The organism is Paracoccus xiamenensis, from assembly GCF_011308835.1.
Taxonomy (GTDB): Bacteria; Pseudomonadota; Alphaproteobacteria; order Rhodobacterales; family Rhodobacteraceae; genus Paracoccus; species Paracoccus xiamenensis.
In genome coordinates this window covers 44,848-66,961 of sequence record NZ_JAAOHY010000003.1, presented here as the reverse complement: position 1 = coordinate 66,961, position 22,114 = coordinate 44,848, and the positions used below count along the sequence as shown (strand labels likewise).

The 22,114-nt window shown below is 63.3% G+C and carries 25 protein-coding genes; 13 read left to right on the top strand and 12 right to left on the bottom strand.

The genetic code is table 11. The annotated features are described in order from the left end of the window. Positions 1 to 9: 9 nt before the first annotated feature. A complete protein-coding gene (locus tag G7044_RS08775; protein ID WP_207630239.1) occupies positions 10 to 804 on the bottom strand; it encodes a class I fructose-bisphosphate aldolase in 795 nt (264 codons plus the stop codon). Positions 805 to 980: 176 nt separating this feature from the next. Between G7044_RS08775 and G7044_RS08770 the strand changes: the two genes are divergently transcribed. Next, on the top strand, positions 981 to 1,742 hold the full coding sequence (locus tag G7044_RS08770) for a GntR family transcriptional regulator (RefSeq protein ID WP_166328043.1): 762 nt from the start codon (positions 981 to 983) through the stop codon (positions 1,740 to 1,742). 390 nt (positions 1,743 to 2,132) lie between these two features. On the opposite strand, the gene G7044_RS08765 is transcribed toward G7044_RS08770, so the two are convergent. Genes G7044_RS08765 through G7044_RS08735 form a run of 7 tightly spaced genes read right to left on the bottom strand, consistent with a single transcriptional unit; the run spans position 2,133 to position 7,033 of the window. Then, entirely contained in the window at positions 2,133 to 2,495 is a 363-nt protein-coding gene (locus G7044_RS08765) for a hypothetical protein (RefSeq protein WP_166328042.1), read from the bottom strand. Beyond that, complete coding sequence (locus G7044_RS08760) at positions 2,492 to 2,878, bottom strand: response regulator (protein WP_166328041.1); 387 nt, start codon at positions 2,876 to 2,878, stop codon at positions 2,492 to 2,494. The genes G7044_RS08765 and G7044_RS08760 overlap by 4 nt, the downstream gene beginning before the upstream one ends. Before the next feature lie 17 nt (positions 2,879 to 2,895). Then, positions 2,896 to 3,741, bottom strand: a complete 846-nt coding sequence (locus G7044_RS08755) for a CheR family methyltransferase (protein ID WP_166328040.1) — start codon at positions 3,739 to 3,741, stop codon at positions 2,896 to 2,898. Next, on the bottom strand, positions 3,738 to 4,205 hold the full coding sequence (locus tag G7044_RS08750; RefSeq protein WP_166328039.1) for a chemotaxis protein CheW: 468 nt from the start codon (positions 4,203 to 4,205) through the stop codon (positions 3,738 to 3,740). Before G7044_RS08750 ends, G7044_RS08755 begins: the two co-directional genes overlap by 4 nt. Before the next feature lie 4 nt (positions 4,206 to 4,209). Next, positions 4,210 to 6,384: a chemotaxis protein CheA gene (locus G7044_RS08745; protein WP_166328038.1), complete on the bottom strand. Its 2,175-nt coding sequence runs from the start codon at positions 6,382 to 6,384 to the stop codon at positions 4,210 to 4,212. Positions 6,385 to 6,395: 11 nt separating this feature from the next. Next, complete coding sequence (locus G7044_RS08740; protein ID WP_166328037.1) at positions 6,396 to 6,761, bottom strand: response regulator; 366 nt, start codon at positions 6,759 to 6,761, stop codon at positions 6,396 to 6,398. Beyond that, a complete protein-coding gene (locus G7044_RS08735; RefSeq protein ID WP_166328036.1) occupies positions 6,758 to 7,033 on the bottom strand; it encodes an STAS domain-containing protein in 276 nt (91 codons plus the stop codon). The genes G7044_RS08740 and G7044_RS08735 overlap by 4 nt, the downstream gene beginning before the upstream one ends. A gap of 355 nt (positions 7,034 to 7,388) precedes the next feature. Here G7044_RS08735 and rpsB point away from each other — a divergent pair, with 355 nt between their 5' ends. The 8 genes from rpsB (at position 7,389) to G7044_RS08695 (ending at position 13,797) form a co-directional block, all read left to right on the top strand. Next, entirely contained in the window at positions 7,389 to 8,177 is a 789-nt protein-coding gene (gene rpsB / locus G7044_RS08730) for a 30S ribosomal protein S2 (RefSeq protein WP_207630238.1), read from the top strand. A 71-nt stretch (positions 8,178 to 8,248) separates the two neighbouring features. Then, entirely contained in the window at positions 8,249 to 9,160 is a 912-nt protein-coding gene (tsf, locus tag G7044_RS08725) for a translation elongation factor Ts (protein WP_166328034.1), read from the top strand. Positions 9,161 to 9,265: 105 nt separating this feature from the next. Then, positions 9,266 to 9,850, top strand: coding sequence for a (d)CMP kinase (locus tag G7044_RS08720; protein ID WP_166328033.1), 585 nt, complete (start codon positions 9,266 to 9,268; stop codon positions 9,848 to 9,850). 282 nt (positions 9,851 to 10,132) lie between these two features. After that, positions 10,133 to 11,812 carry a 30S ribosomal protein S1 gene (gene rpsA, locus G7044_RS08715; protein ID WP_166328032.1) on the top strand — a complete coding sequence of 560 codons (1,680 nt, stop codon included), beginning with the start codon at positions 10,133 to 10,135 and terminating at the stop codon, positions 11,810 to 11,812. A gap of 174 nt (positions 11,813 to 11,986) precedes the next feature. Further along, positions 11,987 to 12,271, top strand: a complete 285-nt coding sequence (ihfB, locus tag G7044_RS08710) for an integration host factor subunit beta (protein WP_166328484.1) — start codon at positions 11,987 to 11,989, stop codon at positions 12,269 to 12,271. A gap of 37 nt (positions 12,272 to 12,308) precedes the next feature. Next, entirely contained in the window at positions 12,309 to 12,695 is a 387-nt protein-coding gene (locus G7044_RS08705; RefSeq protein WP_166328031.1) for a lipopolysaccharide assembly protein LapA domain-containing protein, read from the top strand. A 2-nt stretch (positions 12,696 to 12,697) separates the two neighbouring features. Next, entirely contained in the window at positions 12,698 to 13,348 is a 651-nt protein-coding gene (locus tag G7044_RS08700; RefSeq protein WP_166328030.1) for a phosphoribosylanthranilate isomerase, read from the top strand. Further along, the gene (locus G7044_RS08695; protein WP_166328029.1) at positions 13,345 to 13,797 is read left to right on the top strand and encodes a GNAT family N-acetyltransferase; all 453 of its coding nucleotides are present in this window, start codon (positions 13,345 to 13,347) and stop codon (positions 13,795 to 13,797) included. The genes G7044_RS08700 and G7044_RS08695 overlap by 4 nt, the downstream gene beginning before the upstream one ends. On the opposite strand, the gene G7044_RS08690 is transcribed toward G7044_RS08695, so the two are convergent. After that, positions 13,794 to 14,306, bottom strand: coding sequence for a hypothetical protein (locus G7044_RS08690; RefSeq protein WP_166328028.1), 513 nt, complete (start codon positions 14,304 to 14,306; stop codon positions 13,794 to 13,796). The two genes, G7044_RS08695 and G7044_RS08690, sit on opposite strands and share 4 nt — an antisense overlap. 118 nt (positions 14,307 to 14,424) lie before the next feature. On the opposite strand from G7044_RS08690, the gene G7044_RS08685 reads away from it, so the two are divergent. Continuing rightward, positions 14,425 to 14,835: a SufE family protein gene (locus G7044_RS08685; RefSeq protein ID WP_166328027.1), complete on the top strand. Its 411-nt coding sequence runs from the start codon at positions 14,425 to 14,427 to the stop codon at positions 14,833 to 14,835. On the opposite strand, the gene G7044_RS08680 is transcribed toward G7044_RS08685, so the two are convergent. The 3 genes from G7044_RS08680 to G7044_RS08670 all read right to left on the bottom strand — a co-directional run bounded on the left by G7044_RS08680 (position 14,832) and on the right by G7044_RS08670 (position 17,781). Further along, positions 14,832 to 15,578, bottom strand: a complete 747-nt coding sequence (locus G7044_RS08680) for a sulfite exporter TauE/SafE family protein (RefSeq protein WP_166328026.1) — start codon at positions 15,576 to 15,578, stop codon at positions 14,832 to 14,834. The genes G7044_RS08685 and G7044_RS08680 overlap by 4 nt on opposite strands. A 63-nt stretch (positions 15,579 to 15,641) precedes the next feature. Further along, complete coding sequence (locus G7044_RS08675; RefSeq protein ID WP_166328025.1) at positions 15,642 to 15,902, bottom strand: hypothetical protein; 261 nt, start codon at positions 15,900 to 15,902, stop codon at positions 15,642 to 15,644. A 67-nt stretch (positions 15,903 to 15,969) separates the two neighbouring features. Continuing rightward, positions 15,970 to 17,781, bottom strand: coding sequence for a nitrite reductase (locus G7044_RS08670; protein ID WP_166328024.1), 1,812 nt, complete (start codon positions 17,779 to 17,781; stop codon positions 15,970 to 15,972). A gap of 156 nt (positions 17,782 to 17,937) precedes the next feature. Between G7044_RS08670 and G7044_RS08665 the strand changes: the two genes are divergently transcribed. The 3 genes from G7044_RS08665 to G7044_RS08655 are packed head-to-tail and all read left to right on the top strand — an operon-like array spanning position 17,938 to position 22,099. Further along, complete coding sequence (locus tag G7044_RS08665; protein ID WP_166328023.1) at positions 17,938 to 20,037, top strand: NosR/NirI family protein; 2,100 nt, start codon at positions 17,938 to 17,940, stop codon at positions 20,035 to 20,037. Then, positions 20,034 to 21,224, top strand: a complete 1,191-nt coding sequence (locus tag G7044_RS08660; RefSeq protein ID WP_166328022.1) for an NnrS family protein — start codon at positions 20,034 to 20,036, stop codon at positions 21,222 to 21,224. The genes G7044_RS08665 and G7044_RS08660 overlap by 4 nt, the downstream gene beginning before the upstream one ends. After that, complete coding sequence (locus tag G7044_RS08655; RefSeq protein WP_166328021.1) at positions 21,221 to 22,099, top strand: FAD:protein FMN transferase; 879 nt, start codon at positions 21,221 to 21,223, stop codon at positions 22,097 to 22,099. Before G7044_RS08660 ends, G7044_RS08655 begins: the two co-directional genes overlap by 4 nt. The last annotated feature ends 15 nt before the right edge of the window (positions 22,100 to 22,114 follow it).

The following is a 22,114-nucleotide window of genomic DNA, read 5'->3' as shown; positions in this document are numbered from 1 at the left end:
CCAGCGACCCTACCAGCGGCGCGTGAAGCTGCCGCGGGAAATTTCGGCGATCTGCGCCATCATGTCGGCTGCTTCTTCCTGCGGACGCTGCCAGATCTTGCGACCGACGACCACGCCCTGCGCGCCCGCCTCGATCGCCAGCCGGATGTCATCGACCGTCGAGGCCGCATCCCCGCTGAGCGGGCCGCCGGCAACGACGATCGGAATGTCCAATTCTTCGCATAGTGCATGCGTGGCGTCCGGGCCGGGGAAGGTGATCTTGATGATATCGGCGCCCAGGTCATAGCAGACGCGCGCCACCTCCATCTCGGCGGTGATGATCTCGGGGCTGCGCGGCGTGTTCAGGAAGACCGGCTCCAGCATGGTGGGGATGCCCCAGCGGTCGGCATCGGCGATAACCTTGCCGATGCGCTTGCAATAGTTGATCTTTTCATCGTCGGGTACGTTCCAAGGCATCAGCATCTTGACGCAATCGACGCCAAGGCGGGCGGCATCCTCGACGCTTGCGGCCATGCAGCCGGTGCCGGTTTCGGGCGCGCTGGTGGGCCAGAAGGCGTCGATGGCCAGAACGCGGGCCAGATGCGAGTTCTTCGCCATCTCGACCTCGGACTGCTTGACGATCCCGGTCGAGACCATGAAGCCGGTGATGTCCATGGGAATATAGCGGCGCATCACCTGAACGGGCGCTTCCAGCGCCTCGACCCGGCCCCAGACCAGACCGTGGTCAATCGGGACGATCAATGCAGCGCGGTCGTCGCGCAGAACGCGGTTCATGCGATAGCTGGTGGAATAACGATTGGCCAATTGCGCCTCCTTGGATGTCGGTCCGGGGTAATGCAGGGTGCCGATCCGCACCCTTTTTGCGATATGATGAACGTACTGTACGTACAAAAACGCACGAGTCAATTCGGATCTGCCTATCATGGATGCATTGCGCCGATTTTGTCTGTACGGTACGTTCGGACAAACGGATAACAATCATGCCGATCATCGACCGTACCTCAACCGAGCCTTATTACCTTCAACTGGCGGATATCATCGAGCAGCGGATCAAGTCCGGCGCCCTGAAAAGCGGTGAGCGGATTCCGGGCGAGTCCGAACTGTGCCGCAGCTATGACCTCGCCCGATCCACCGTCCGCGATACCTTCAGGGTGCTGGAACAGCGGCGATTGATCCGCATCGTGCCGCGCCGCGGGGCCTTTGTCAGCGATCAGTCCGACAATCGCTGGAAGCTGCAAGTGACCGAGGGTTTCTTGGAAACGGCCGCCCATGCCCCTGATGTGGCCATCACCACCAGCGTGCTGGAGTGGCGCGAGGGGCCACTGCCGGACCCGGCCGCCAGCGCATTGGGCCTCGCGTTGGGCACGATCGGCTTTGGCCTGGAGCGGCTGCGCTTTCTGGACGGGCTGCCGGCTGTCTATTCAACCAACTGGATGCCGCTTGAAGTGGGCAGGACACTGATTGGCAAGCCGGTGCTGCAGGGCACGCAATCCTTGAACGCGACGCTACGTTCGGCCGGCTATCTGATTTGTCAGGCGCGCCGGGAAGTCGCCGCCGTGATCCCCCCGCCCGAGGCGGCGCGGTATCTGCAAGTGTCCAGGAACTTTCCCGTGCTGCTGATCAAATCGATGTCGCGCGACATGTCCGGGACGCCATTCGATTATTACGAATCCTATGCGCGTAGCGACGTAGTGGCGATTTCCGTCGATGCGCAGGCGGTCGATGGTACGGGTGCAGCCTAGCTGGAAATTCGTGCCAACTGGCCCGTGCTTTACCTACCCCGGCAAGAGCCGAGGCAAAGGCCATCCTTCCTTGCAAGGTCTGGATCTACGATGCAGGCCATCTATGGCCGACTGCCTCGCGAAATCGCCGTACTTGAACGATAAGCAAGGCCGGATAGGCTTGCGTCCCGCTGCATGAATTGACCTTCCTGCGGGGCCATATTGACGCACCCTCGCAAGGCGGCGTCAATATGGCATCCCTGCTTCGCGCTGCCGTCACAATCCGCACCTGACATCGGATCGACGGAACACTGCACAGCGCAATAACCTTAGCCCCGCCGCGCCCTTTCTGGGTTCGCGCCGCACCAGCTTTCCGCGTTGTCACGCCCGACCACGACCCATGAGGAACTTTTAGAAAAGCTCGATATTGCTGGGCTGCGGATTGTTCTCTCTGCCGCCGTATGTGAGTGCGCGGCCGACATATTCCAGTTTCAGCCCCTCCACCACCTGCTCCCACTCGCTGACTGGCACGTCCTCTGTCCGCTGCGAGGTGGCAAGGAATGCCGTGGAAAGATCAGCCAGTGTCTGCGTCATCATGTCAAGCGATTGCATGATGACCAGATCCAGCGATTGGCCATGACCGTCGGGTCCTGCCGCCATGAAGCTGGCAAGATGGGTCTGAAGGTCGAGTGCGTTCTTCGCAGTTTCATCGAGCAGTTCGGATGCATTGCGTAGAAAATGCGTGAGTGGCAGTTGCTTGGGTGTGTTCGTCATAGCCGGCCGACCACTGCCTCAAGGCAGGATTTCAGATCTTGGGGGCCGAACGGTTTCTTGATGAAGTTGTTCAATCCTAGCGCCTTGCCGCTGTCGATGATTCCCTTGTCCGCCTTGCCAGTGATCAGGATAAAGCCCGCGGCCCTTGTCTTCGCATCAGTGCGGATTTCTCTAAGCAGTTGGATTCCATCCATGCCCGGCATGTGGTAATCCGACAGGACCAGATGCACAGGTTGCCGCGCCATGATTGCCAGCGCCTCGGCGCCGCTTGCAGCGTATTGGATATTCCTGATGCCTATGGCTTCAAGCGCTTGGATAATAATCCCGCGGCTGGTCGACATGTCATCGACGACGAGAATTCGGAGCTGGTCTTTGAGGCTCATTTCGCTCTCTTGCAGGTTCAGTTCGGTCTGCGATATGCGGTGATCCCGCTGGGACGGAGAATGTCGTGCTGGTCGTTTGGAACACGCTCAGAATGCCCGATGAGCATCCAGCCACCCGGACGCAGGGCGCCGTGAAACTTGCGCCACAGCGTTCGTTGCGTATCGGCATCGAAGTAGATCGCGACGTTCCTGAAGAAAATCACGTCATAGTGCTGAATGATCGGCCAGTGCGTGTTGAGGTTGATCTGTCGAAACTCGATCATTGATTTGAGGCTGGAAACGACCTGCATGTCGTCAGGCGTGGTGGAATTTGCGGCAGGCTGGAAGTATTTCGCACGTTGACCGGGCCGAACGCCCGCCATCTCGGCGGGCTTGTAGGTCGCGCGCTTGGCCTTTTCCAAGATCTGCATGTCGATATCAGACGCAGTGATATGCACAAGCGGCGCCAGAGACGGCATGAAATCGTGAATGGTCATAGCGATCGAATAAGGCTCCTGGCCGCTGCTGCATCCGGCCGACCAGATGCTGATCTGGCGGTCTTCGGCGACCAGCGGCGGCAGGATGGCTTCCTTCAGAAGGCCAAAGTGATGGTTTTCGCGGAAGAAGCTCGTCACGTTGGTGGTCAGCGATGAGATGAACTTCTCGCGTTCGGCGACGCCGCGTGCACCGCTGACCAGCTTGAGATATTCGGCCATGGAGCCGAGCCCAAGCGCGGCAACCCGTTTTTGCAGACGGGCGCGCATCATGCTTCGCTTTTCCGGGCCGATGACGATGCCCGCATAAGTGTAGATGATCTGGCGTAGCTGATCGAAATCGTGATCATTCAGCGCAACCTCTCGTGGCGAGAAAGAGGCGCTTGTCATGCTGCGTCTCGGGGGGCGTTTGGCAGCAGGACCTTCAAGTCGAGGACGCGGATCAGCTTGCCTTCAACCAGCAAGAGCGACTCGATGCAGCATGCCGATGGATCGGCGCCGATGTCCGGCGGAGGCTGGATCTCGTCCTGTGAGACCGTGAGAATGTCGGAAACGGCGTCAACCAGCAAGCCCGCGGTCGTGCCGCCGACGCTGACCACGACAATCACATTTTGATCAATTCCGTCGATCGGCTCCATACCCAATCGGGCCGACAGGTCGATCACAGGCAGTACCGTGCCGCGCAAGTTGATGACGCCCTTCACGTGTGGCGGTGAATAGGGCAGTGGCGTCGCCCGGGTCCAGCCGCGGATCTCGCGCACCGACATGATGTCGACGCAGTATTCCTGTTCGCTGATGCGGAAAGACAAAAGCTCGACGTCATTTTCGGGTGTCGTATTAGGGAGGTCGGCCATGATTTTACACTGCTGCTTTCAGATCGCGGGGAGAGGAGAGATTGCCGTCGCGCACGAGGTCCGCCGGGTCGAGGATGAGTGCAATTTGCCCATCGCCAAGTATGGTCGCGGCCGCGACACCGGGTATGTTTCCATAGCTCTGGCCAAGGCCTTTGATGACGACCTGGCGCTGCTCCATGATCGCGTCAACGATCAGCGCGGCGCGGCGCCCATCCTCTTGTGAGATCAGCAGGACGATGCCTGACGCGGACTCGATCCGGGCATCGCGAAAGCCCAGCTGCTGGCCGAGATCGAACAGCGGTACGAACTCACTGCGGATCTGCATCATCTCAGCTGACGGTGCGAGGTGATGGATTTTGTCGGCTTCAAGCTTGGCGGTCTCGATGATTGCCGAAAGTGGGACCACCAGGGTTTGGCCGGCAGCCTGGACGACCATCCCGTCAAGGACAGCAAGCGTCAGTGGAAGAGAGATCGAGAGCTTGGTGCCCACACCCGGCGCGCTGGTGAGTGTGATCCGGCCACCGAGGCCGGTGATCGCCGCTTTGACGACATCCATACCCACGCCGCGACCCGACAAGGCCGAAATCTTTGAGGCAGTCGAGAAGCCCGGCACGAACAACAAGTTGTCGATCTCGTTTTCCGTCAGCTGTGCATCTGGTGCAATCAAGCCTTTGCGAATGGCGGTTTCGCGAACCTTCGGGCGATTGATCCCCGCACCGTCATCCTCGATTTCAATCAGCACGCGGCCCGCCCGATGGCTGGCCGAAAGAAGGATGACCCCCTCCGCCGGCTTTCCTTCCTCGCGACGCTTATCCGGAAGCTCCAGGCCATGGTCGACCGCATTGCGGATCATATGCGTGAGTGGATCGGCCAGGCGTTCGATGACAGTCTTGTCGACCTCGGTGTTGTCGCCTTCGGTACGCAGGCGGACCTCCTTGCCGACGCTGGCAGACGTCTCTCGGACGATGCGGGCCATGCGCTGGAATAACGGCTTGACCGGTTGAGCGCGGATCATCATCACGCTTTCCTGAATGTCCCGGGTCAGCGTCATGAAGGATTCAAGGCCGCTCATCACGTCGGGCTGATGCCCGACCCCGGCCTTTTCGACACTTTGCGTTAGCATCGCCTGATTGATGACAAGTTCGCCGACAAGGTTCACCAGCTGATCGATCTTTTCCAGGTCGACCCGGACGGTTGCCAAGGGCTCGCTGGGGGCGGTGCTGGGATTAAGCGGCCGCGTCGGGGTGAGCGAGGCGTTTGCAGGTGGTGGCGGATCGGCTTGTTCGGGGACGCTGACCTCCGCGCATGTTACGGCAGGCTCTGGTCGCGACGCGGCGACCGTGTCCGTGACCGGCGCAGGGCGAGGCTTTTCTTCTTCGACGGCTGTCGATGGCGGATCGGTGCCAAGGTCGATACCGCCTTGGATCTGTTCGATCTCAAGTTGGCAGACATCGGCAACGAAGTCGAAGACCTGACGAATATCGTCCTCTATCACGTCACCGCGCAAGTGGACTAGCCAGGACAGAAATGGGGTTTCGGCATTCTCTTCCGTCGGCGCGGGCAAATCGGTCGGCACCACACAAGTCACCTTGGTCGCCCCCAGCTGTGACAGGCTGCGCAAAATCAGCAGAGCTTCGTTGCCGCTCGTGTACAGGCCGCTTTCGGGGGTGAAGGCAATGGACCAGCCCGTTGCGCCGTCAGTCAGATAGGTGGTGTCTTCGGTCGTGTCGCCGAAATCGAAGGACAGGCCCATGGGGGTGAAGTCGACCTCCTCCTCTGCGGGAGGCCCGTTCTCGCCCAACAGCGCTTCCAGCGCGATCAACACCTCTTGCGTGCCGGCGGGTTCCGCGGCGCCGTCGCGGGTCGCGCGGATGACATCCTGCAGCAGATCTGCTGTGATAAAGAGCAGCTTGATCGTGTCGGGTATGAGAGCGAGGCGGCCTGCGCGAATCTCCTCCATCATGGTTTCGAAGCGATGCGAGAAGGCCACCAGGTTGTCGAACCCGAAGGCGCCGGCGCCACCCTTGATCGAATGGACCGCGCGGAAGGCCACGTTGATGGTTTCGCAGTCATGCGCACCTTCATCCATGATGTTCAGCGCGTCTTGCAGGGATTCCAGCAGTTCCTCGCATTCGACAAAGAAGGACGACCGAATTTCGGCCATGGGATCATTTGACATGCCGTTCCTCCTTATCCGGTAACCATGTGAAGCGAGCTGACCAGCTTTTGCGGGTCGAAGGGCTTCACGATCCAGCCGGTCGCCCCGGCATTGCGGGCGCGCGCCTTCAGCTCTGGCGCGCTTTCAGATGTCAGCATCAGGATCGGCGTGGCGCGCAGCCGTTCGACCTTGCGCACAGCCTCGATGAAGGCGAAGCCGTCCAGACGTGGCATATTCACATCCGAGATGATGGCGTCGGGGTGCAAATGCTCCAGTATCTCCAGCCCGTGGATGCCGTCATCGGCGGTGGTCACGATCATGCCGGCGCCGGTCAGCGAAATACGCAGCATGTCCCGCATGGTTCGGCTGTCGTCGACGGCGAGGATGTTCAGGCTCATGCGGTGGCCTTCCTTGGCAATTGCGCGGGATCGACGCCGAACATCGACAGGGCAGCCTGAAATTCTTCGGATGCGGAACTGATCGCGAAGCTGCGCCCGCTGATCTGAAAGGATTGCGCAGCCGCCAGCAGCACTTGAAGGCATAGTCCGCCCAGATGCGTTACCCCCGAGGCATCCAGCTCCACATCGCCGACAAGAGCCGATATCTCGCGCGCAAGCGGTTTCGCGGCTGTCAGGTCCAACCGTGCCGGAAGTGTCAGCTGCGCTGCCATGTCAGGCGTCCCCCGCATTGCGGGCGAAATGGAAATAGCGCATTGTTGCGTCCTCGTGTCAGTCCGTTTCATCCGTTCTAGGCACAGCCGGGTTAAGGTTCGGTTGATGCCTTGCCGAACACATGCCGCCGACGGGCCCCTCTGTGGCGAGATAAAGGTAAAACTTGATCCATTGGCTTCGGCCGTGCGGAATTGACATGCGCCGATGCAGGTGGGGCTTGTCATGTGTCCCGAAATGGCCTATGGGCACCCCACTTCACAGGCAGAGGCGGGCCAGCCGGGGAGAAATCCCGGATCGGTCCACCGGTTGGGGGCAACCCTGAGATCCTCTGCCAAGGCGCAAACCGGAAAGGAAATGGACATGGCGCTTCCTGATTTTACCATGCGTCAGCTGCTTGAAGCTGGCGTTCACTACGGCCACCAGACCCAACGCTGGAACCCGCGCATGGCGCCCTATATCTATGGCGACCGCAACGGCATCCACATCGTCGACCTGACCCAGACCGTTCCGATGCTGGAACAGGCGCTGAAGGTCATCCGCGACACCGTTGCCAAGGGCGGCCGCGTTCTGTTCGTGGGCACCAAGCGTCAGGCGCAGAAATCTGTCGCTGATGCGGCTGAAAAATCGGCGCAGTTCTACATGAACCACCGCTGGCTGGGCGGCACGCTGACCAACTGGAAGACCGTTTCGCAGTCGATCAACCGCCTGAAGGCGATCGACGAGACGATGGCGCATGGCGCAGAAGGTCTGACCAAGAAAGAGCGTCTGCAGCTGGAACGCGAGCAGGCCAAACTGCAGGCCTCGCTGGGTGGGATCCGCGAAATGGGCGGTCTGCCGGACCTGCTGTTCGTGATCGACGTCAACAAGGAAGACCTCGCCATCCTGGAAGCCAAGAAACTGGGCATCCCGGTCGTGGCCGTGGTCGACACCAATACCTCGCCCGAAGGCGTAGATTATATCATTCCGGGCAATGACGACGCCGCTCGTGCCATCTCGCTGTATTGCGATCTGGCCAGCCGCGCCGCGCTGGATGGTATGACCGCACAGATGGGCGCCGCCGGCGTCGACCTGGGCGCCCTGGCCGAGACCCCGGCCGAGGATCTGGAGGCGGAAGAAACCGTCGCCGCCGAATCCGACGCCTGATCTGCGCGCGTCATTGAAATGTCACCGGGCGGGACTATGTCCCGTCCGATCCCTATAAAAGGAGAGGCCAGATGGCTGTCACCGCTCAGATGGTGAAGGAACTGCGCGAATCGACCGGCGCAGGCATGATGGACGCGAAAAAAGCGCTGACCGAGAATGACGGCAACATGGAAGCCGCCATCGACTGGCTGCGCACCAAGGGCCTGGCCAAGGCCGCCAAGAAAGCGGATCGCGTCGCAGCCGAAGGGCTGGTGGGCGTGCAGGTTTCGGGTGGCAAAGGTGTCGCCATCGAGATCAACTCGGAAACCGACTTTGTGGCGAAAAACGCCGATTTCCAGCAGCTTGTCCGCGAGATCAGCGAAGTTGCGCTGGAAACCGCGAATGATGTCGAAGTGCTGCGCGCAACGCATCTGAACGGCAAGCCCGTTTCGGAAGTGCTCACCGACGCCATCGCCCGCATTGGCGAGAACATGACCCTGCGCCGGATGCACGTGCTGGAAGGCGATACCGTTGTGTCCTACGTCCACAACGCTGCTGCGGACGGCATGGGTAAGATCGGCGTGCTGGTTGCGCTGAACGGCCCGACCGAAAAGGCGCAGGAAATCGGCAAGCAATTCGCCATGCACATTGCTGCGACCAACCCGGTTTCGCTGTCGGAAGCGACGCTCGACCCCGAAGTGCTGGAGCGTGAGCTGCAGGTTCAGACCGCCAAGGCGCTGGAAGAAAACGCATCTTCCGCCAAGCCGAAGCCCGAGGCCGTGATCCAGAACAACATCATCCCCGGTCGGATGAAGAAGTTCGTGGCTGAAAACACCTTGCTGGGTCAGCCCTTCGTCATCAACCCCGACCTGACCGTCGAGGAGGCGGCGAAGGACGCCGGCGTCGAGATCACCGGCTATGCCCGCGTGATGGTCGGTGACGGCATCGAGAAGAAAGAGGAAGATTTCGCCGCCGAGGTCGCCAAGACCCTGGGCGGGAACTGATCCCTTCCTGATCCGCATGAAACGCCGGCCCTTTGGGTCGGCGTTTTTCATTGCGCGGCCCTTTGCCCGCATGGCACATCAGCCCCGAACAGCAGCGAGGACCATATGCCCTTCACCATCGCCATCGACGGACCCGCGGCCTCTGGCAAGGGGACGATCGCGCGGGCGATCTCGCGCCGTTTCGGGTTTCATCATCTGGATACCGGGCTGCTGTACCGTGCGGTCGGCGCGAAAGGCGGGGATCCGATCCTTGCCGCAGAAGGGCTGAGCGCCGAGGATCTGGCGCGTTCCGACCTGCGCACGAACGAGGCCGGGCAGGCGGCCAGCCGGGTCGCCGCGATCCCCGAAGTTCGCGCCGCCCTGATCGAATTTCAGCGTCGCTTTGCCGTTCTGGAACCCGGCGCGGTGCTGGACGGGCGTGACATCGGCACGGTGATCTGTCCCGAGGCAGAGCTGAAGCTGTATGTCATCGCCTCGGACGAGGTGCGGGCCGGCCGGCGCGCGACCGAACTGGGGGCCGATCCGGCGGAAACGCTGGCGGCGCTGCGCGAACGCGACGCCCGCGATTCCGCCCGCGCGACAGCGCCGCTGCGCCCGGCGGATGACGCGGTGATCCTTGATACCACCGACATGAGCATCACCGAGGCGGTGTCGCGCGCCATTGTCGAGGTGCAGACCCGGCGCAGGTAAGGGCCGAACCGCAGCGTGGCCGCCCTCTCTCGATTTTCCACGTCTAGAATGTACCAGCGAATCCGGCCGGTATTTGCTGGGCCGGAACGGTTTGCGGGCTTGTGATTTGTGCCGTCTGGGATTATAGCGGCGACCAAGTCAATCGGATGACATGGCCAGAACAGGCCGCTTTTCTTCGGGTCGGGCACGTGCTGCGACCCTTTGTCGTTCCGAAAGGCACCATAAAGACCGGCGGAGCCAACCGTCAGGCCAGTATATCAACCAAAAGGAAACCAAAAGCTTATGGCTGAACGCACAAGCATGGAAGAATTCGAGGCGCTGCTGAACGAAAGCCTCGAAATCGACACCCCCGATGAGGGTTCTGTCGTCAAAGGCCGGGTTATCGCCATCGAGGCGGGCCAGGCCATCATCGATGTCGGCTACAAAATGGAAGGCCGCGTCGATCTGAAAGAATTCGCAAATCCCGGTGAAGACGCCAAACTGGCCGTCGGCGACGAAGTCGAGGTCTATCTGGACCGCGTCGAGAACGCCCGTGGCGAGGCCTCGATCTCGCGCGAGAAAGCTCGCCGCGAAGAAGCCTGGGATCGTCTGGAAAAAGCCTATGCAGCAGAAGAGCGCGTTGATGGCGCCATCTTCGGCCGCGTCAAGGGTGGCTTCACCGTCGATCTGGGCGGTGCTGTTGCGTTCCTGCCCGGTTCGCAGGTTGATGTCCGCCCCGTGCGCGACGCTGGCCCGCTGATGGGTCTGAAGCAGCCCTTCCAGATCCTGAAAATGGACCGCCGCCGTGGCAACATCGTTGTCTCGCGCCGCGCCATCCTGGAAGAAAGCCGCGCCGAACAGCGCGCCGAGGTGATCTCGAACCTGACCGAAGGCCAAGTGGTCGACGGCGTGGTCAAGAACATCACCGAATACGGTGCTTTCGTGGATCTGGGCGGTGTCGACGGCCTGCTGCACGTCACCGACATGGCCTGGCGCCGCGTCAACCACCCCTCGGAAATCCTGTCGATCGGCGAGACCGTCAAGGTTCAGGTCATCAAGATCAACCGCGACAGCCACCGCATCAGCCTGGGCATGAAGCAGCTGCAGGCCGATCCGTGGGATACCGTCGCCGACAAGTTCCCGATCGGCTCGGTCCATCAGGGCCGCGTGACCAACATCACCGATTACGGCGCGTTCGTTGAACTGGAAGCCGGCATCGAGGGTCTGGTCCACGTTTCGGAAATGAGCTGGACCAAGAAGAACGTCCACCCCGGCAAGATCGTCTCGACCTCGCAGGAAGTCGACGTCATGGTGCTGGAAATCGACGAAGCCAAGCGCCGCGTGTCGCTGGGTCTGAAACAGACGCAGCGCAACCCGTGGGAAGTCTTCGCCGAGACCCACCCGACCGGCACCGTCATCGAAGGCGAAGTCAAGAACATCACCGAATTCGGTCTGTTCGTCGGCCTCGAAGGCGATATCGACGGCATGGTGCACCTGTCGGACATCTCGTGGGATGCCCGTGGCGAGGACGCCATCCAGGACTTCCGCAAGGGCGACGTCGTCAAGGCGGTCGTGCAGGAAGTCGACGTCGAGAAAGAGCGTATCTCGCTGTCGATCAAGGCGCTGGAAAACGAAGCCATGGCCGAAGCCGTTGAAGGCGTGAAGCGCGGCGACGTGATCACCGTGACCGTGACCGCCATCGAAGACGGTGGGATCGAGGTGGAATATAACGGCGCCAAGTCGTTTATCCGCCGCAGCGATCTGGCCCGTGACCGTCAGGACCAGCGTCCCGAGCGTTTCGGTGTTGGCGACAGCGTCGATGTGCGCGTGACCAATGTCGACGCCAAGTCGCGCCGTCTGGGCCTGTCGATCAAGGCCCGCGAAATCGCCGAGGAAAAAGAGGCCGTCGAACAGTATGGCAGCTCTGATTCGGGCGCCTCGCTGGGCGACATTCTGGGCGCTGCGCTGAAAAGCCGCGAATAAGCCCTAGGCCGATTTCGACGACCCGCCCCCGGCACGACCGGGGGCGGGTTTTTTCATGTCGATTACGAAACATGGCGGTTTCCCTGCAACTAAATGAAAATTTTCGCGTTTCCCCTTTCACAGCCCGTCCTGTTGGATTTATCCTCCATGGACGCGCATCTCTTTGGGGGTAACATGATCCGTTCTGAACTCATCCAGAAGATCGCCGAGGAAAATCCGCATCTCATTCAACGAGACGTGGACCGCATCGTTTCGACGATCTTTGACGAAGTTATCGATGCAATGGCCCGCGGTGAGCGGGTCGAGCTGCGCGGTTTCGGCGCATTTTCGGTGAAAAGGCGCGACGCGCGAACAGGCCGAAATCCACGCACCGGCGAATCCGTTCCGGTCGAGGAAAAGCACGTTCCCTTCTTCAAGACCGGCAAGCTGCTGCGCGACAGGTTGAACGGCGACGCCTGATCTGGCACATCAAGGTATCTCCATCCGAGGGAACCCCATGCGCTTCATCCGCCTTCTATTCGTCCTGGCCCTTGCCGTCATCCTTCTGGTCATCGCACTTGCCAATCGCGGCACGGTGACGTTGAAGGCCTTCCCGGCCAGCCTTGACCAGTATTTCGGCGGCAGCTGGCAAATCACCCTGCCGCTGTTCCTGGTGATCTTTGTGGCCATCGTCTTCGGCATCATCATCGGCTTCATCTGGGAATGGCTGCGAGAGGCCCATATCCGCAGCGAGGCCTCGCGCCGCACAGCCGAGGTGGCGCGCTTGGAACGTGAAGTCGGCGCACTGCGCGATCAGCATAAGGCGCCGCGCGACGAGGTGCTGGCGATTCTCGACAACGCCAGGCCCGCAACATCGGGGACGACGCTGCCAGCGCCGCGCTGAACATGGCCCAAGTCAAGATCTGCGGGCTGACGCGGCCCGAACATGTCGCCGCGGCGGTCGAAGCCGGGGCGGCCTTTGTGGGCTTTGTCTTCTTCCCCAAATCGCCGCGCAACCTGACGCCCGAAGCCGCTGCCTCGCTGGCGTTGGAAGTGCCGCCGGGTGTGGCCCGCGTCGGCCTGTTCGTGAATCCCGATGACGCGCTGCTGGATGCGGTTCTGGCGGTCGTGCCGCTGGACATCCTGCAACTTCACGGCAGCGAAAGCCCCGACCGCGTGGCCGAGATCAAGGCCCGTACTGGCCTGCCGGTGATGAAGGCGGTGGGCGTTGCCGGCCCCGAGGATCTGGACGCGCTTTGGGATTATGGTCTGGCGGCCGATATGCTGCTGGTCGATGCGAAGGCCCCCAAGGGCGCGGCGCTGCCGGGCGGGAACGGGCTGGCCTTTGACTGGCGGCTGCTGGTCGGGCGCAAGTTCCTGACGCCCTGGATGCTGGCCGGCGGATTGACCCCCGACAATGTGGCCGAGGCTGTGCGCCTGACCGGCGCGCGCGTCGTCGATGTGTCTTCGGGCGTGGAAAGCGCGCCGGGCCAGAAGGATGCCGACCTGATCCGGGCCTTCGTCGCGGCCGCCGCCGACGTTCCGCGCCTGGCATGAGCGCGGCGCTGACCTTCCGCCCTGCGACGCGTGCCGATGTGCCGGCCGTGGTGGCTCTGCTGGCCGATGACGTTCTGGGTCGGGGGCGCGAGACCGGGCAGCTTGATCCCTATCTGGCGGCCTTTGACGCCATGCAGGCCGAGGGCGGCAACCAGCTGATCGTGGGCGAGGCCGGGGGGCAGGTGCTCGCCACGTATCAGCTGACGGTCATGTCGGGCCTGTCGCTGTCGGCGGCGCGGCGTGCGCAGGTCGAAGCGGTGCGGGTCGATGCGTCATTGCGCGGGCAGGGGGCGGGGGCGGCGCTGATGGCCGATGCCGAGGCACGGGCTCGCGCGCAGGGGGCCACGCTGATGCAACTGACCAGCAATGCCAGCCGCAGCGATGCCCATCGCTTTTATGAACGGCTGGGCTATGCGCCCAGCCATATCGGTTTCAAGAAACCGCTTTAGGGTCTGATCGACACGCCGCCCTGTGCGGCCTGGATCTCGATCCCGCGCAGCCGCGACAGTTGGATGGTCGACAGCGGCAGGGCCACATTCAGCACGTCGACCTGCGGGTTGGCAGGCATTCGCGATTCGGGGCTGTCGGCCAAAGGCGGGTTGCCGACCAGCCGCAGACGCAGGATGCCGTCATCATCGGGGCGCATCTGGCCGGCGGGCTGGACGCGGGCGCTGATCAGCTCGAGGTTCCACCAACCCTTGACCGGCGCGAAGGCTTGCACCATCAAAAGCTTGCCCTCGTTCAGGGGCTGGAAGCCGGCTGACAGGATCTGCGGCACCAGCTGGCGGCCGTCCTCCTGTTCGCTTTTCCAGCCGCCTTCCGGTTCCAGCGTGGTGGGCTGCCTCGATCCGCCGCCCATCCAGCCAAGCGGATTCAGGCCACTGTCGCTTCCAAAACGCGAGCATCCGGCCGCGGCCAGCACCGCGCCAAGGGTCAGGGCAAGGGTCGCTACGCGCATGTTTTCTCCACCTTAAGTCTCGGCACAGTGATAGGCGATCGGCGGGCGGGGCGCAAAGGCTCTTTGACCTTGGCGGCGCGGCGCGCTAGCAGAAGGCACCGCCAAGGAGGGCGGATGAATGAGCACTGCTGCCTTCGAAGATATCGTCGAGACGTTCGAGTTCCTGGATGACTGGGAGGATCGCTATCGCCACCTGATCGAGATCGGCAAGGCCATGCCCGCGATGGACCCGGCGCTGCAGACGCCGGCCAGCAAGGTCGAGGGTTGCGCCAGCCAGGTCTGGATCGTGCCGAAGGTCGAAGGCGGGCGCTTCGATTTCATCGGCGACAGCGACGCGCTGATCGTGCGCGGGCTGGTCGCGGTGGTCCATGCGCTGTTCGCCGGCCTGCCCGCGGCCGAGGTCGGGCGCGTCGACGCGACGGCTGAATTGCGCCGGCTGGGGCTGGAGGAACACCTCTCGGCGCAGCGTTCGAACGGGTTGCGCGCCATGGTGGCGCGGATCCGCGACCACGCGGCGGCGGCGGCCTAAAGCAGCCGGAACAGAAAGACGGCGGTCATCCCAAAGCCGACCGCCGCGATCAGGGCGCGCAGCATGGGCATGGGGATACGGCGCGCGACCGGTGCGCCCGCCAGCCCGCCAAGGATGGTGCCGACCCCCATCACCAGCGCCGGGATCCAGACGATCTTGCCGCCCATGGCGAAGATCACGAAGGAAATCACCGACAGCGCGAAGCTGAGCCAGCATTTCAACCCGTTCATCGCGTGCAGGTTGGTCATCCCCCACAGCGAAAACAGCGCCAGCAGCACGATCCCCAATCCGCCATTGAAGAACCCGCCATAGATCGCCACCGGGATCATGGTTCCGGCACCAAATGCCTTGACCGCGCCGCGCTGGCGCGCTGCCCATTCGCGGATCTGCGCGCCCCGCAGAAACACCAGCGTCGCCCCCAGCAGCAGAAAGGGGATCAGCACCGCGAAGGCCTCGTTCGACGACATCAGCAGCAGCCCCGACCCGACCGCGCCGCCCAGCATCGACCACAGGGTCAGGCGGATCAGCAGCTTGCGGTCCAGCTCCGCTATGTCCTTTCGAAAACCGATGGCTGCCGACAGATAGCCCGGCATGGCGGCCACGGTCGAGGTCGCGTTGGCGGCAATCTCGGGGATGCCGATGAAAACAAGCGCCGGGAAGGTGATGAAAGTGCCCCCGCCCGCAATCGCGTTCAGAAGCCCGCCGAGAAACCCGGCCACAAGGATCAGAATCAGGTCAGCCATGCCGCGCAGGCTGGCATGGCGCGCGTGCAGGGGAAAGCTGGAAAAACACGGCCCCGTCGCGGTTTAGGGGGCGTTGGCGCGGTCCAGCAGGCGGCGCAGCCAAAGCGCGGCCAGATAGTCGACCGGAAGCGCCACCGCCAGCGCCGCAAACAGCGCGGCGATGGGCGAGAGGTTCGGCCAGCCCATCCAGGTCGCCATCAGCCCCAGCATGAACAGGTTCAGCCAGACCGCCATCGCCACGAAGGGATAAAGCAGCAACCCCAACCGCCACAGCGGCCAGGGGGCGCCTTCTGTCTGGGGAAGCGGGTGCGGTTTTGCCGTCATGTGCGAGGGTTCCGTGAACGGAAAAAAGGGGCGCGCCGGTCGGACGCGCCCCCGAGGGACGAATGGATCAGTAGATGTCGCCCATGGTGTTCTTGACGTTGAACTTGCCGGTTGGCGTGATCAGGCGCGGGTCCTTGATGACGTGTTTCAGCTCCAGCGTCTGGTCATCGACGACGACAATGGCGGATTCCTTGTCCTTGGCATTCCAGACCGAGAACCAGACCTCGGTCCCGTCCTTGTTGAATTCGCCCTGCACCACGCGCGGCTGGCCGTCGGTGATTTCCGCCCATTCGGTGATCGGCAGGGTGGTGAATTCGGGATCTGTTTCGGTATCCGAGGTCATCTTGTCGATGTCGAACACCGCGACCGAGCCAGAGATTTCGGCCTCGGGGTTCAGGGTGGCGTCGATGTAAAGATGGTTTGAACCCGGATAGGTCTTGACGAACAGCGAACCGCCGCCAAGTGCCGGGAAGCTGTCGACAATCTTCCAGGCCTGATCGGCGTGACCTTCGGGGTCGGTCCCGATCAGCGCGACCGAGTCGTCGCCAAGGTGAGAGGTCGCCCAAACCGGTCCGAATGCGGGATGCACGAAGTTGGCGCCCCGGCCCGGATGCGGCGTTTCGCCGCCGGTTTCGGTGACGGCTTCCAGCGTGCCTTCCTTGGTGTCGATGACGACCAGCTTGCCGCGCGCATTTGCCGCCGTGATGAAGTAGCGGCGCGTGCTGTCCAGGCCACCGTCATGCAGGAAGCGCTCTGCCTCGATCTCGGTGATCTTCAGGTTTTCCAGGTCGGTATAGTCGACCAGTTGGATCTTCCCGGTTTCCTTGACGTTGACGATGAACTCCGGCCGGTAATGGCTGGCCAGGATCGCCGCCACCCGCGGTTCGGGGTGATAGGTCTGTTCGTCATAGATCATGCCACGGGTCGAAACGATCTTCAGCGGCTCCAGCGTGGCGCCGTCCATGATGACGTATTGCGGCGGCCAATAGGCGCCTGCGATGGCGTATTTGTCTTCCCAGCCTTCCATTTTCGAGGTCTCGACGCTGCGCGCCTCGGCCCCGATCTTGATGGTGGCCACGACCGACGGATCTTCCATCCACAGGTCGATCATGTCGACCTTGGCATCGCGCCCGATGACGAACAGATAGCGCCCCGATGCGGACAGCCGGCTGATATGGACCGCATAACCGGTGTCGATCACCTTCTTGATTTCATAGGTGGCGCCGTCGATCAGGGCGATCTGGCCGGCATCGCGCAGGGTGACGCTGAACAGGTTGTCGAGATCCCAGTCGTTCAGCTTCTCGGTCGGGCGATCTTCGGGCGCAACCACGACCTTCCAGCTTTCCTGCATCTTGTCCATGCCCCATTCCGGCGGCGCGGCCGGGTCGAGCATGATGTATTTCGCCATCATATCAACCTGTTCCGGCGACAGATCGCCCGAGGTGCCCCAGTTCGGCATCCCGGCGGGCGAGCCGTAGGTGATGAAGCTTTGCAGATAATCGAAGCCCAGTTCGCGGGTGATGTCAGGCGTCAGGGCCTTGCCCGTCGCACCCTTGCGCAGCACCCCGTGGCAACCGGCGCAGCGTTCGAAATAGATCTTGTTCGCCTCGTCGAACTCGGCCTGTGTCAGGGCCTCGACGCCTTCGGGGGCGCCGGGGGCGGGCAGCTGTTCTTCCGCCAGAACGGTCAGCGAGGGCTCGTACTGATCCTGCGGCTGGCTGGTGTGATCTTCGATATTGGCGGGGTCGGCGGGGGCTGCCTGATCCGCGGGGGCGGCGGGTGCTGCCTCCTGCGCGATGCCGGTGCTCACGCCGAGGATCAGCGCAAGCGCTGCCGACGCAAGAAGCGACGAGCGGATCGGAATATGCTGACGTGTCATGCTGGCCTTCTCCAAATGTAAATCCAGACCTGATTTCGCGCGTTTGTCGTTCCGCCATCACGACTAGGTGAGCCGCCGAAACCCCGCCTTGACTGTTGTTAAGGAGCGCGGGCGCCCAAACCGGCAGAACGGATGAGACTTTGGACGGATGCCCCGATGTTGCCCCGAATTCGCGCCTTCCTGCATGGCCTGACAATCGCGCTTGCTTTCGCTGTGCCGCCAGTGATTGCTGGGGCGCAGGCCGCCCCTCAGCATCATGCAGATGGTGCCGAGGCGATTGTCGCCGCCGCGCCGGATCCCGGCCTTGCGGCTGATCTGTTCGGGCTGGGCGACAAGATGCCGCGGCTGGAACGACAGGATGCGCCGGTGCCGGGCTGGCGCGCAAGTCAGGGTGCGCAGGCCATCGGCATGATCGGCTCGACTTGGGAAATGGTCAGTTCGACCGGCTATTCGGGTCGGCCATTGGATGTGCTGGTGGCTGTCACGCCCGAGGGCCGCATCGCAGGTGCGCGCCTGATGCGCCAAAGCGAGCCGGTGCTGACATTGGGCATTTCCGAGGCCGATATCAGCGCCTATGTCAACGGTTTCGCCGGTGCCGATCTGACGCAAGCCCAAGCCGGGACGACCGGGCGCGACCCGGATTTCCCGGACGTGATCGCCCGCGCGACGGTCTCGACCGGGGTGATCCGCGACGGCATCCTGCGCAGCGGTCGGCTGCTGGCGCAGGCGCAGGGGCTGGGACAGGGGGCCATCGACCGGGTCAGTTTTCAGCCTGCCGATTGGACGGCCCTGCTGGGTATGGGTGCGTTCGGCCACGTCACCGTGACCATGGCCGACGCCGCCGAGGCCTTCGCCGGTGCCAGACAGCCGGTCACACCCTCGGATCAGCCTTTTCTTGATCTTTATGCGGGCCTGATCGACACGCCCACGGTTGGGCGTAACCTGCTGGGTGCGGCTGATTTCAACACCGCCGCCGCCAGCGTTCAGCCGGGACAGGCGCTGCTGGCGGTGATGTCGCGGGGGCTGTTTTCGCCGCGCGGGACCGAGTGGCGGCGCACCGGAGAGTTCGAGCGGATCGAGCTGGCGCAGGGCAACACCCGCCTGCGCCCGACTGACGCTGATTTCACCCTGATTGAGGGGCTGGCCATAGAAGGCGCGCCGGAGTTCAGGGAGATCAGCCTGTTCAGGGTCAATGCTGATCCGGCGGCTGGCGGCATCGATCCGCGCCAACCCTTCGATCTGGTGGTGACGGCTGCGCGGCCCGCTGCGGCGGGCGCTGATCTGCAACTGCCCATCGTGGCGCGCATCACCTTGCCGCAGGTGTTCCAGATTGCCCAGCCGGCAGAGGAGCCGCTTTGGCTGGAGTTCTGGCTGCAAAAGAAACTCGCCATCGGCATCGTGGCGGCGATGCTGGGGGTGCTGGGGCTGATCCTGCTGGGGCAGGAATGGCTGGTCCGCAGGCCGAAGCTGTGGCGGCGGGTGCGCATCTCTTATCTGCTGACGACGCTGTTTGTGCTGGGCTGGGGGCTGAATGGCCAGCTGTCGGTGGTGCAGGTCATGGCCTTCCTGAATGCGCTGCTGTCCGGTTTCCAGTGGGAAACATTCCTGATCGCGCCGGTGATCTTCATGCTGTGGTCTGCCGTGGCGCTTGGTCTGCTGTTCTGGGGACGCGGCGTCTATTGCGGTTGGCTGTGCCCCTTTGGCGCCTTGCAGGAACTGACCAATAACCTCGCCATCCGGTTGGGCGTTCGCCAGATCGCGGTGCCGCAGGCGCTGCATGAACGGCTTTGGGTCATCAAGTATACGCTGTTCGTGGGGCTGATCGCGCTCAGCTTCTACAGCATGGAAAGGGCGCTGATCGCGGCCGAGGTCGAGCCGTTCAAGACCGCGATTTCCATGCGCTTCATGCGCGCGTGGCCATTCCTTCTGTTCGTGGCCGCGATCCTGTTCGCGGGTCTGTTCATCGAGCGGTTCTATTGCCGCTATCTTTGTCCGCTGGGGGCGGGGCTGGCGATTCCAGCCAAGCTGAAGGTCTTTGACTGGCTTAAGCGCCGCCCCCAATGCGGCCGCGAATGCCGCCTGTGCGAGACGAAATGCACCGTCGGCGCCATCGACCCGCTGGGGCGGATCAATCCCAATGAATGTGTGCTGTGCCTGCGCTGTCAGGTCATCATGAATGACGATCATACCTGCCCGGTGCTGAGGCGCCGCGCACGGGGCGCTGCCCCGAAACCCGCCGAGGAGGCCCCGACATGAAACCTCAATTGCTGTTCCGCGCCGGCTGGCGGGTGTTCTTCTGGGCGGCGGGGCTGTGGGCGGTGCTGTCCATGCTGGTCTGGGTGCTGTGGCTGGCGATCGGCGGCGCGGGCGGCGATCCGGGGCAGCTGGGCCTGACCATGCCGCCGCAGATGTGGCACGCGCATGAGATGGTCTTCGGCTATGCGACGGCGGCGCTTGGCGGCTTCTTTCTGACCGCGGTGCCGAACTGGACCGGCGCCAAGGCCGCGCCGGAACGCTTCATCGCCATGGTCTTCGGGCTGTGGCTGGCGGGCCGGGTCGTGGTCTGTCTGTCGGGGATCCTTCCCGCCTGGCTGGTGGCTGTGGTCGATCTGGCGTTCCTGCCGGTGCTGGCGGCGAAGGTGCTGACCCAGTTGATGGCGCGACCAAAACCGCAGAACATGATGTTCCTGCTGCTGCTAAGTCTCGTCTGGGTCTCGAACCTGATGGTGCATCTGCAATGGATGGGTCTGACCGGGACCGAGTGGCAGGGCCTGCGCGGCGGACTGTTGACCATCAGCGCCATGATCGCGGTGCTGGGCGGGCGGGTGACGCCGGCCTTCACCCGCAACGCCTTGCTTCGTGAGGGGCGCGAGGATGTGTTGCCCATCACCCGAAAGCCGTTGGAAATCGCGGGCGTTGCACTGCCGCTGGCGACGGCGATTGCGGTTGTGATCGGCCTGCCCGATGCGCTTGTCGGGGCGCTTGCGGTGCTGGCCGGGCCGGTGGTGGCGGCGCGGCTGATCGGTTGGCGCGGCTGGTCGATGCGGCACCAGCCGATCGTCTGGGCGCTGCATGCGGGCTATGCCATGCTGGCGCTGGGACTGTTTACCTGGGGGCTGTCACTGCTGGGGATCGGGTCCGAGATCGGGGCGCTGCATATCCTCGGGATCGGCGCCATCGGGGGGATGACGCTGGCGGTGATGAGCCGCGCCAGCATCGGCCATTCCGGGCGGCCGCTGATCGCGCCCGCAGCGGTGGCGCTTGGCTATGCGCTGTTGCCGCTGGCGGTGGCGCTGCGTTGGGGGGCCTCGGCCTGGGATGGGATGTGGCTGTTCGGGGTCATCGCCTCGGGCGGGATCTGGGTCGTGGCCTTCGCGCTTTACGTGTCGGCGCTGTGGCCGATCTTTTTCGGGCCGCGCGGCGATGGCAGGGCTGAGGCATGACGACCACCCGCCGCCGCTTTCTGACCCTTTCGGCTTCCGCCCTGGCCTGGCCGGCCTTGGCCGCCGCCCCTGCGCAGATATGGCGCGGCACCGCAATGGGCGCGGCGATCACCCTGCGGCTTGAGGGCGCGGGCCCCGTTCAGGCGCGTTCCTTCTTCGCCGAGGCCGAACGCGCCTTGCGCCAGACAGAGGCCGCATTCTCGCTGCATCGCGAATCCGAGCTGGCGCGCCTGAATCGGACCGGGCTGTTGCGACATCCGGGCGCCGCCATGCTGGCGCTGCTGGATCTGTCGGACCGGCTGTATGTGGCGACCGGGGGGGCGTTCGATCCCTCGGTCCAGCCGCTTTGGCTGGCGCGGGCGCAGGGCCAGCCCGAGGATACCGCGCGGGGCTTGGTGGACTGGCGGCAGGTGTCCTGGGACAAGGCGCGTGTCCGGCTTGGTCGCCGGGGTATGGCGCTGACATTCAACGGTGTCGCGCAGGGTTGGGCTGCCGACCGACTGGCGCAGATTGCCGCAGCGCATGATCTGGCCGATCTGCTGATCGACAGCGGCGAGCAGCGCGCCCTTGGCGCGCGCAGCTGGCAGGCCGGCGTTGCCGGTCCCGACGGGGTACTGCTGCGCCGGATGGTGCTGCGTGACCGCGCGCTGGCGACCTCCTCGGCCATGGGCACGCGAATCGGGCCAAGGGGGGAGCGGTCCCATATCCTCGACCCCCGGGGGGCGCGGTTGCCGCATGGCACTGTCGCTGTCAGCGCGCCACGCGCGGCCTTGGCAGATGGGCTTTCCACGGCGTTCTGCGTGATGGACCCGGCCGCTATCCGACTGGCGCTGACGCGCTTTCACGGCTGCCAACTGGAAATCCTGCACGGCTGAGACGCGAAACACGCC

Bases quoted from the DNA above. Each gene is read 5' to 3' on its own strand.
- G7044_RS08770 (WP_166328043.1), top strand. From the start codon at position 981: ATGCCGATCATCGACCGTACCTCAACCGAGCCTTATTACCTTCAACTG.
- G7044_RS08765 (WP_166328042.1), bottom strand. From the start codon at position 2,495: ATGACGAACACACCCAAGCAACTGCCACTCACGCATTTTCTACGCAAT.
- G7044_RS08760 (WP_166328041.1), bottom strand. From the start codon at position 2,878: ATGAGCCTCAAAGACCAGCTCCGAATTCTCGTCGTCGATGACATGTCG.
- G7044_RS08755 (WP_166328040.1), bottom strand. From the start codon at position 3,741: ATGACAAGCGCCTCTTTCTCGCCACGAGAGGTTGCGCTGAATGATCAC.
- G7044_RS08750 (WP_166328039.1), bottom strand. From the start codon at position 4,205: ATGGCCGACCTCCCTAATACGACACCCGAAAATGACGTCGAGCTTTTG.
- G7044_RS08745 (WP_166328038.1), bottom strand. From the start codon at position 6,384: ATGTCAAATGATCCCATGGCCGAAATTCGGTCGTCCTTCTTTGTCGAA.
- G7044_RS08740 (WP_166328037.1), bottom strand. From the start codon at position 6,761: ATGAGCCTGAACATCCTCGCCGTCGACGACAGCCGAACCATGCGGGAC.
- G7044_RS08735 (WP_166328036.1), bottom strand. From the start codon at position 7,033: ATGGCAGCGCAGCTGACACTTCCGGCACGGTTGGACCTGACAGCCGCG.
- rpsB (WP_207630238.1), top strand. From the start codon at position 7,389: ATGGACATGGCGCTTCCTGATTTTACCATGCGTCAGCTGCTTGAAGCT.
- tsf (WP_166328034.1), top strand. From the start codon at position 8,249: ATGGCTGTCACCGCTCAGATGGTGAAGGAACTGCGCGAATCGACCGGC.
- G7044_RS08720 (WP_166328033.1), top strand. From the start codon at position 9,266: ATGCCCTTCACCATCGCCATCGACGGACCCGCGGCCTCTGGCAAGGGG.
- rpsA (WP_166328032.1), top strand. From the start codon at position 10,133: ATGGCTGAACGCACAAGCATGGAAGAATTCGAGGCGCTGCTGAACGAA.
- ihfB (WP_166328484.1), top strand. From the start codon at position 11,987: ATGATCCGTTCTGAACTCATCCAGAAGATCGCCGAGGAAAATCCGCAT.
- G7044_RS08705 (WP_166328031.1), top strand. From the start codon at position 12,309: ATGCGCTTCATCCGCCTTCTATTCGTCCTGGCCCTTGCCGTCATCCTT.
- G7044_RS08700 (WP_166328030.1), top strand. From the start codon at position 12,698: ATGGCCCAAGTCAAGATCTGCGGGCTGACGCGGCCCGAACATGTCGCC.
- G7044_RS08695 (WP_166328029.1), top strand. From the start codon at position 13,345: ATGAGCGCGGCGCTGACCTTCCGCCCTGCGACGCGTGCCGATGTGCCG.
- G7044_RS08690 (WP_166328028.1), bottom strand. From the start codon at position 14,306: ATGCGCGTAGCGACCCTTGCCCTGACCCTTGGCGCGGTGCTGGCCGCG.
- G7044_RS08685 (WP_166328027.1), top strand. From the start codon at position 14,425: ATGAGCACTGCTGCCTTCGAAGATATCGTCGAGACGTTCGAGTTCCTG.
- G7044_RS08680 (WP_166328026.1), bottom strand. From the start codon at position 15,578: ATGGCTGACCTGATTCTGATCCTTGTGGCCGGGTTTCTCGGCGGGCTT.
- G7044_RS08675 (WP_166328025.1), bottom strand. From the start codon at position 15,902: ATGACGGCAAAACCGCACCCGCTTCCCCAGACAGAAGGCGCCCCCTGG.
- G7044_RS08670 (WP_166328024.1), bottom strand. From the start codon at position 17,781: ATGACACGTCAGCATATTCCGATCCGCTCGTCGCTTCTTGCGTCGGCA.
- G7044_RS08665 (WP_166328023.1), top strand. From the start codon at position 17,938: ATGTTGCCCCGAATTCGCGCCTTCCTGCATGGCCTGACAATCGCGCTT.
- G7044_RS08660 (WP_166328022.1), top strand. From the start codon at position 20,034: ATGAAACCTCAATTGCTGTTCCGCGCCGGCTGGCGGGTGTTCTTCTGG.
- G7044_RS08655 (WP_166328021.1), top strand. From the start codon at position 21,221: ATGACGACCACCCGCCGCCGCTTTCTGACCCTTTCGGCTTCCGCCCTG.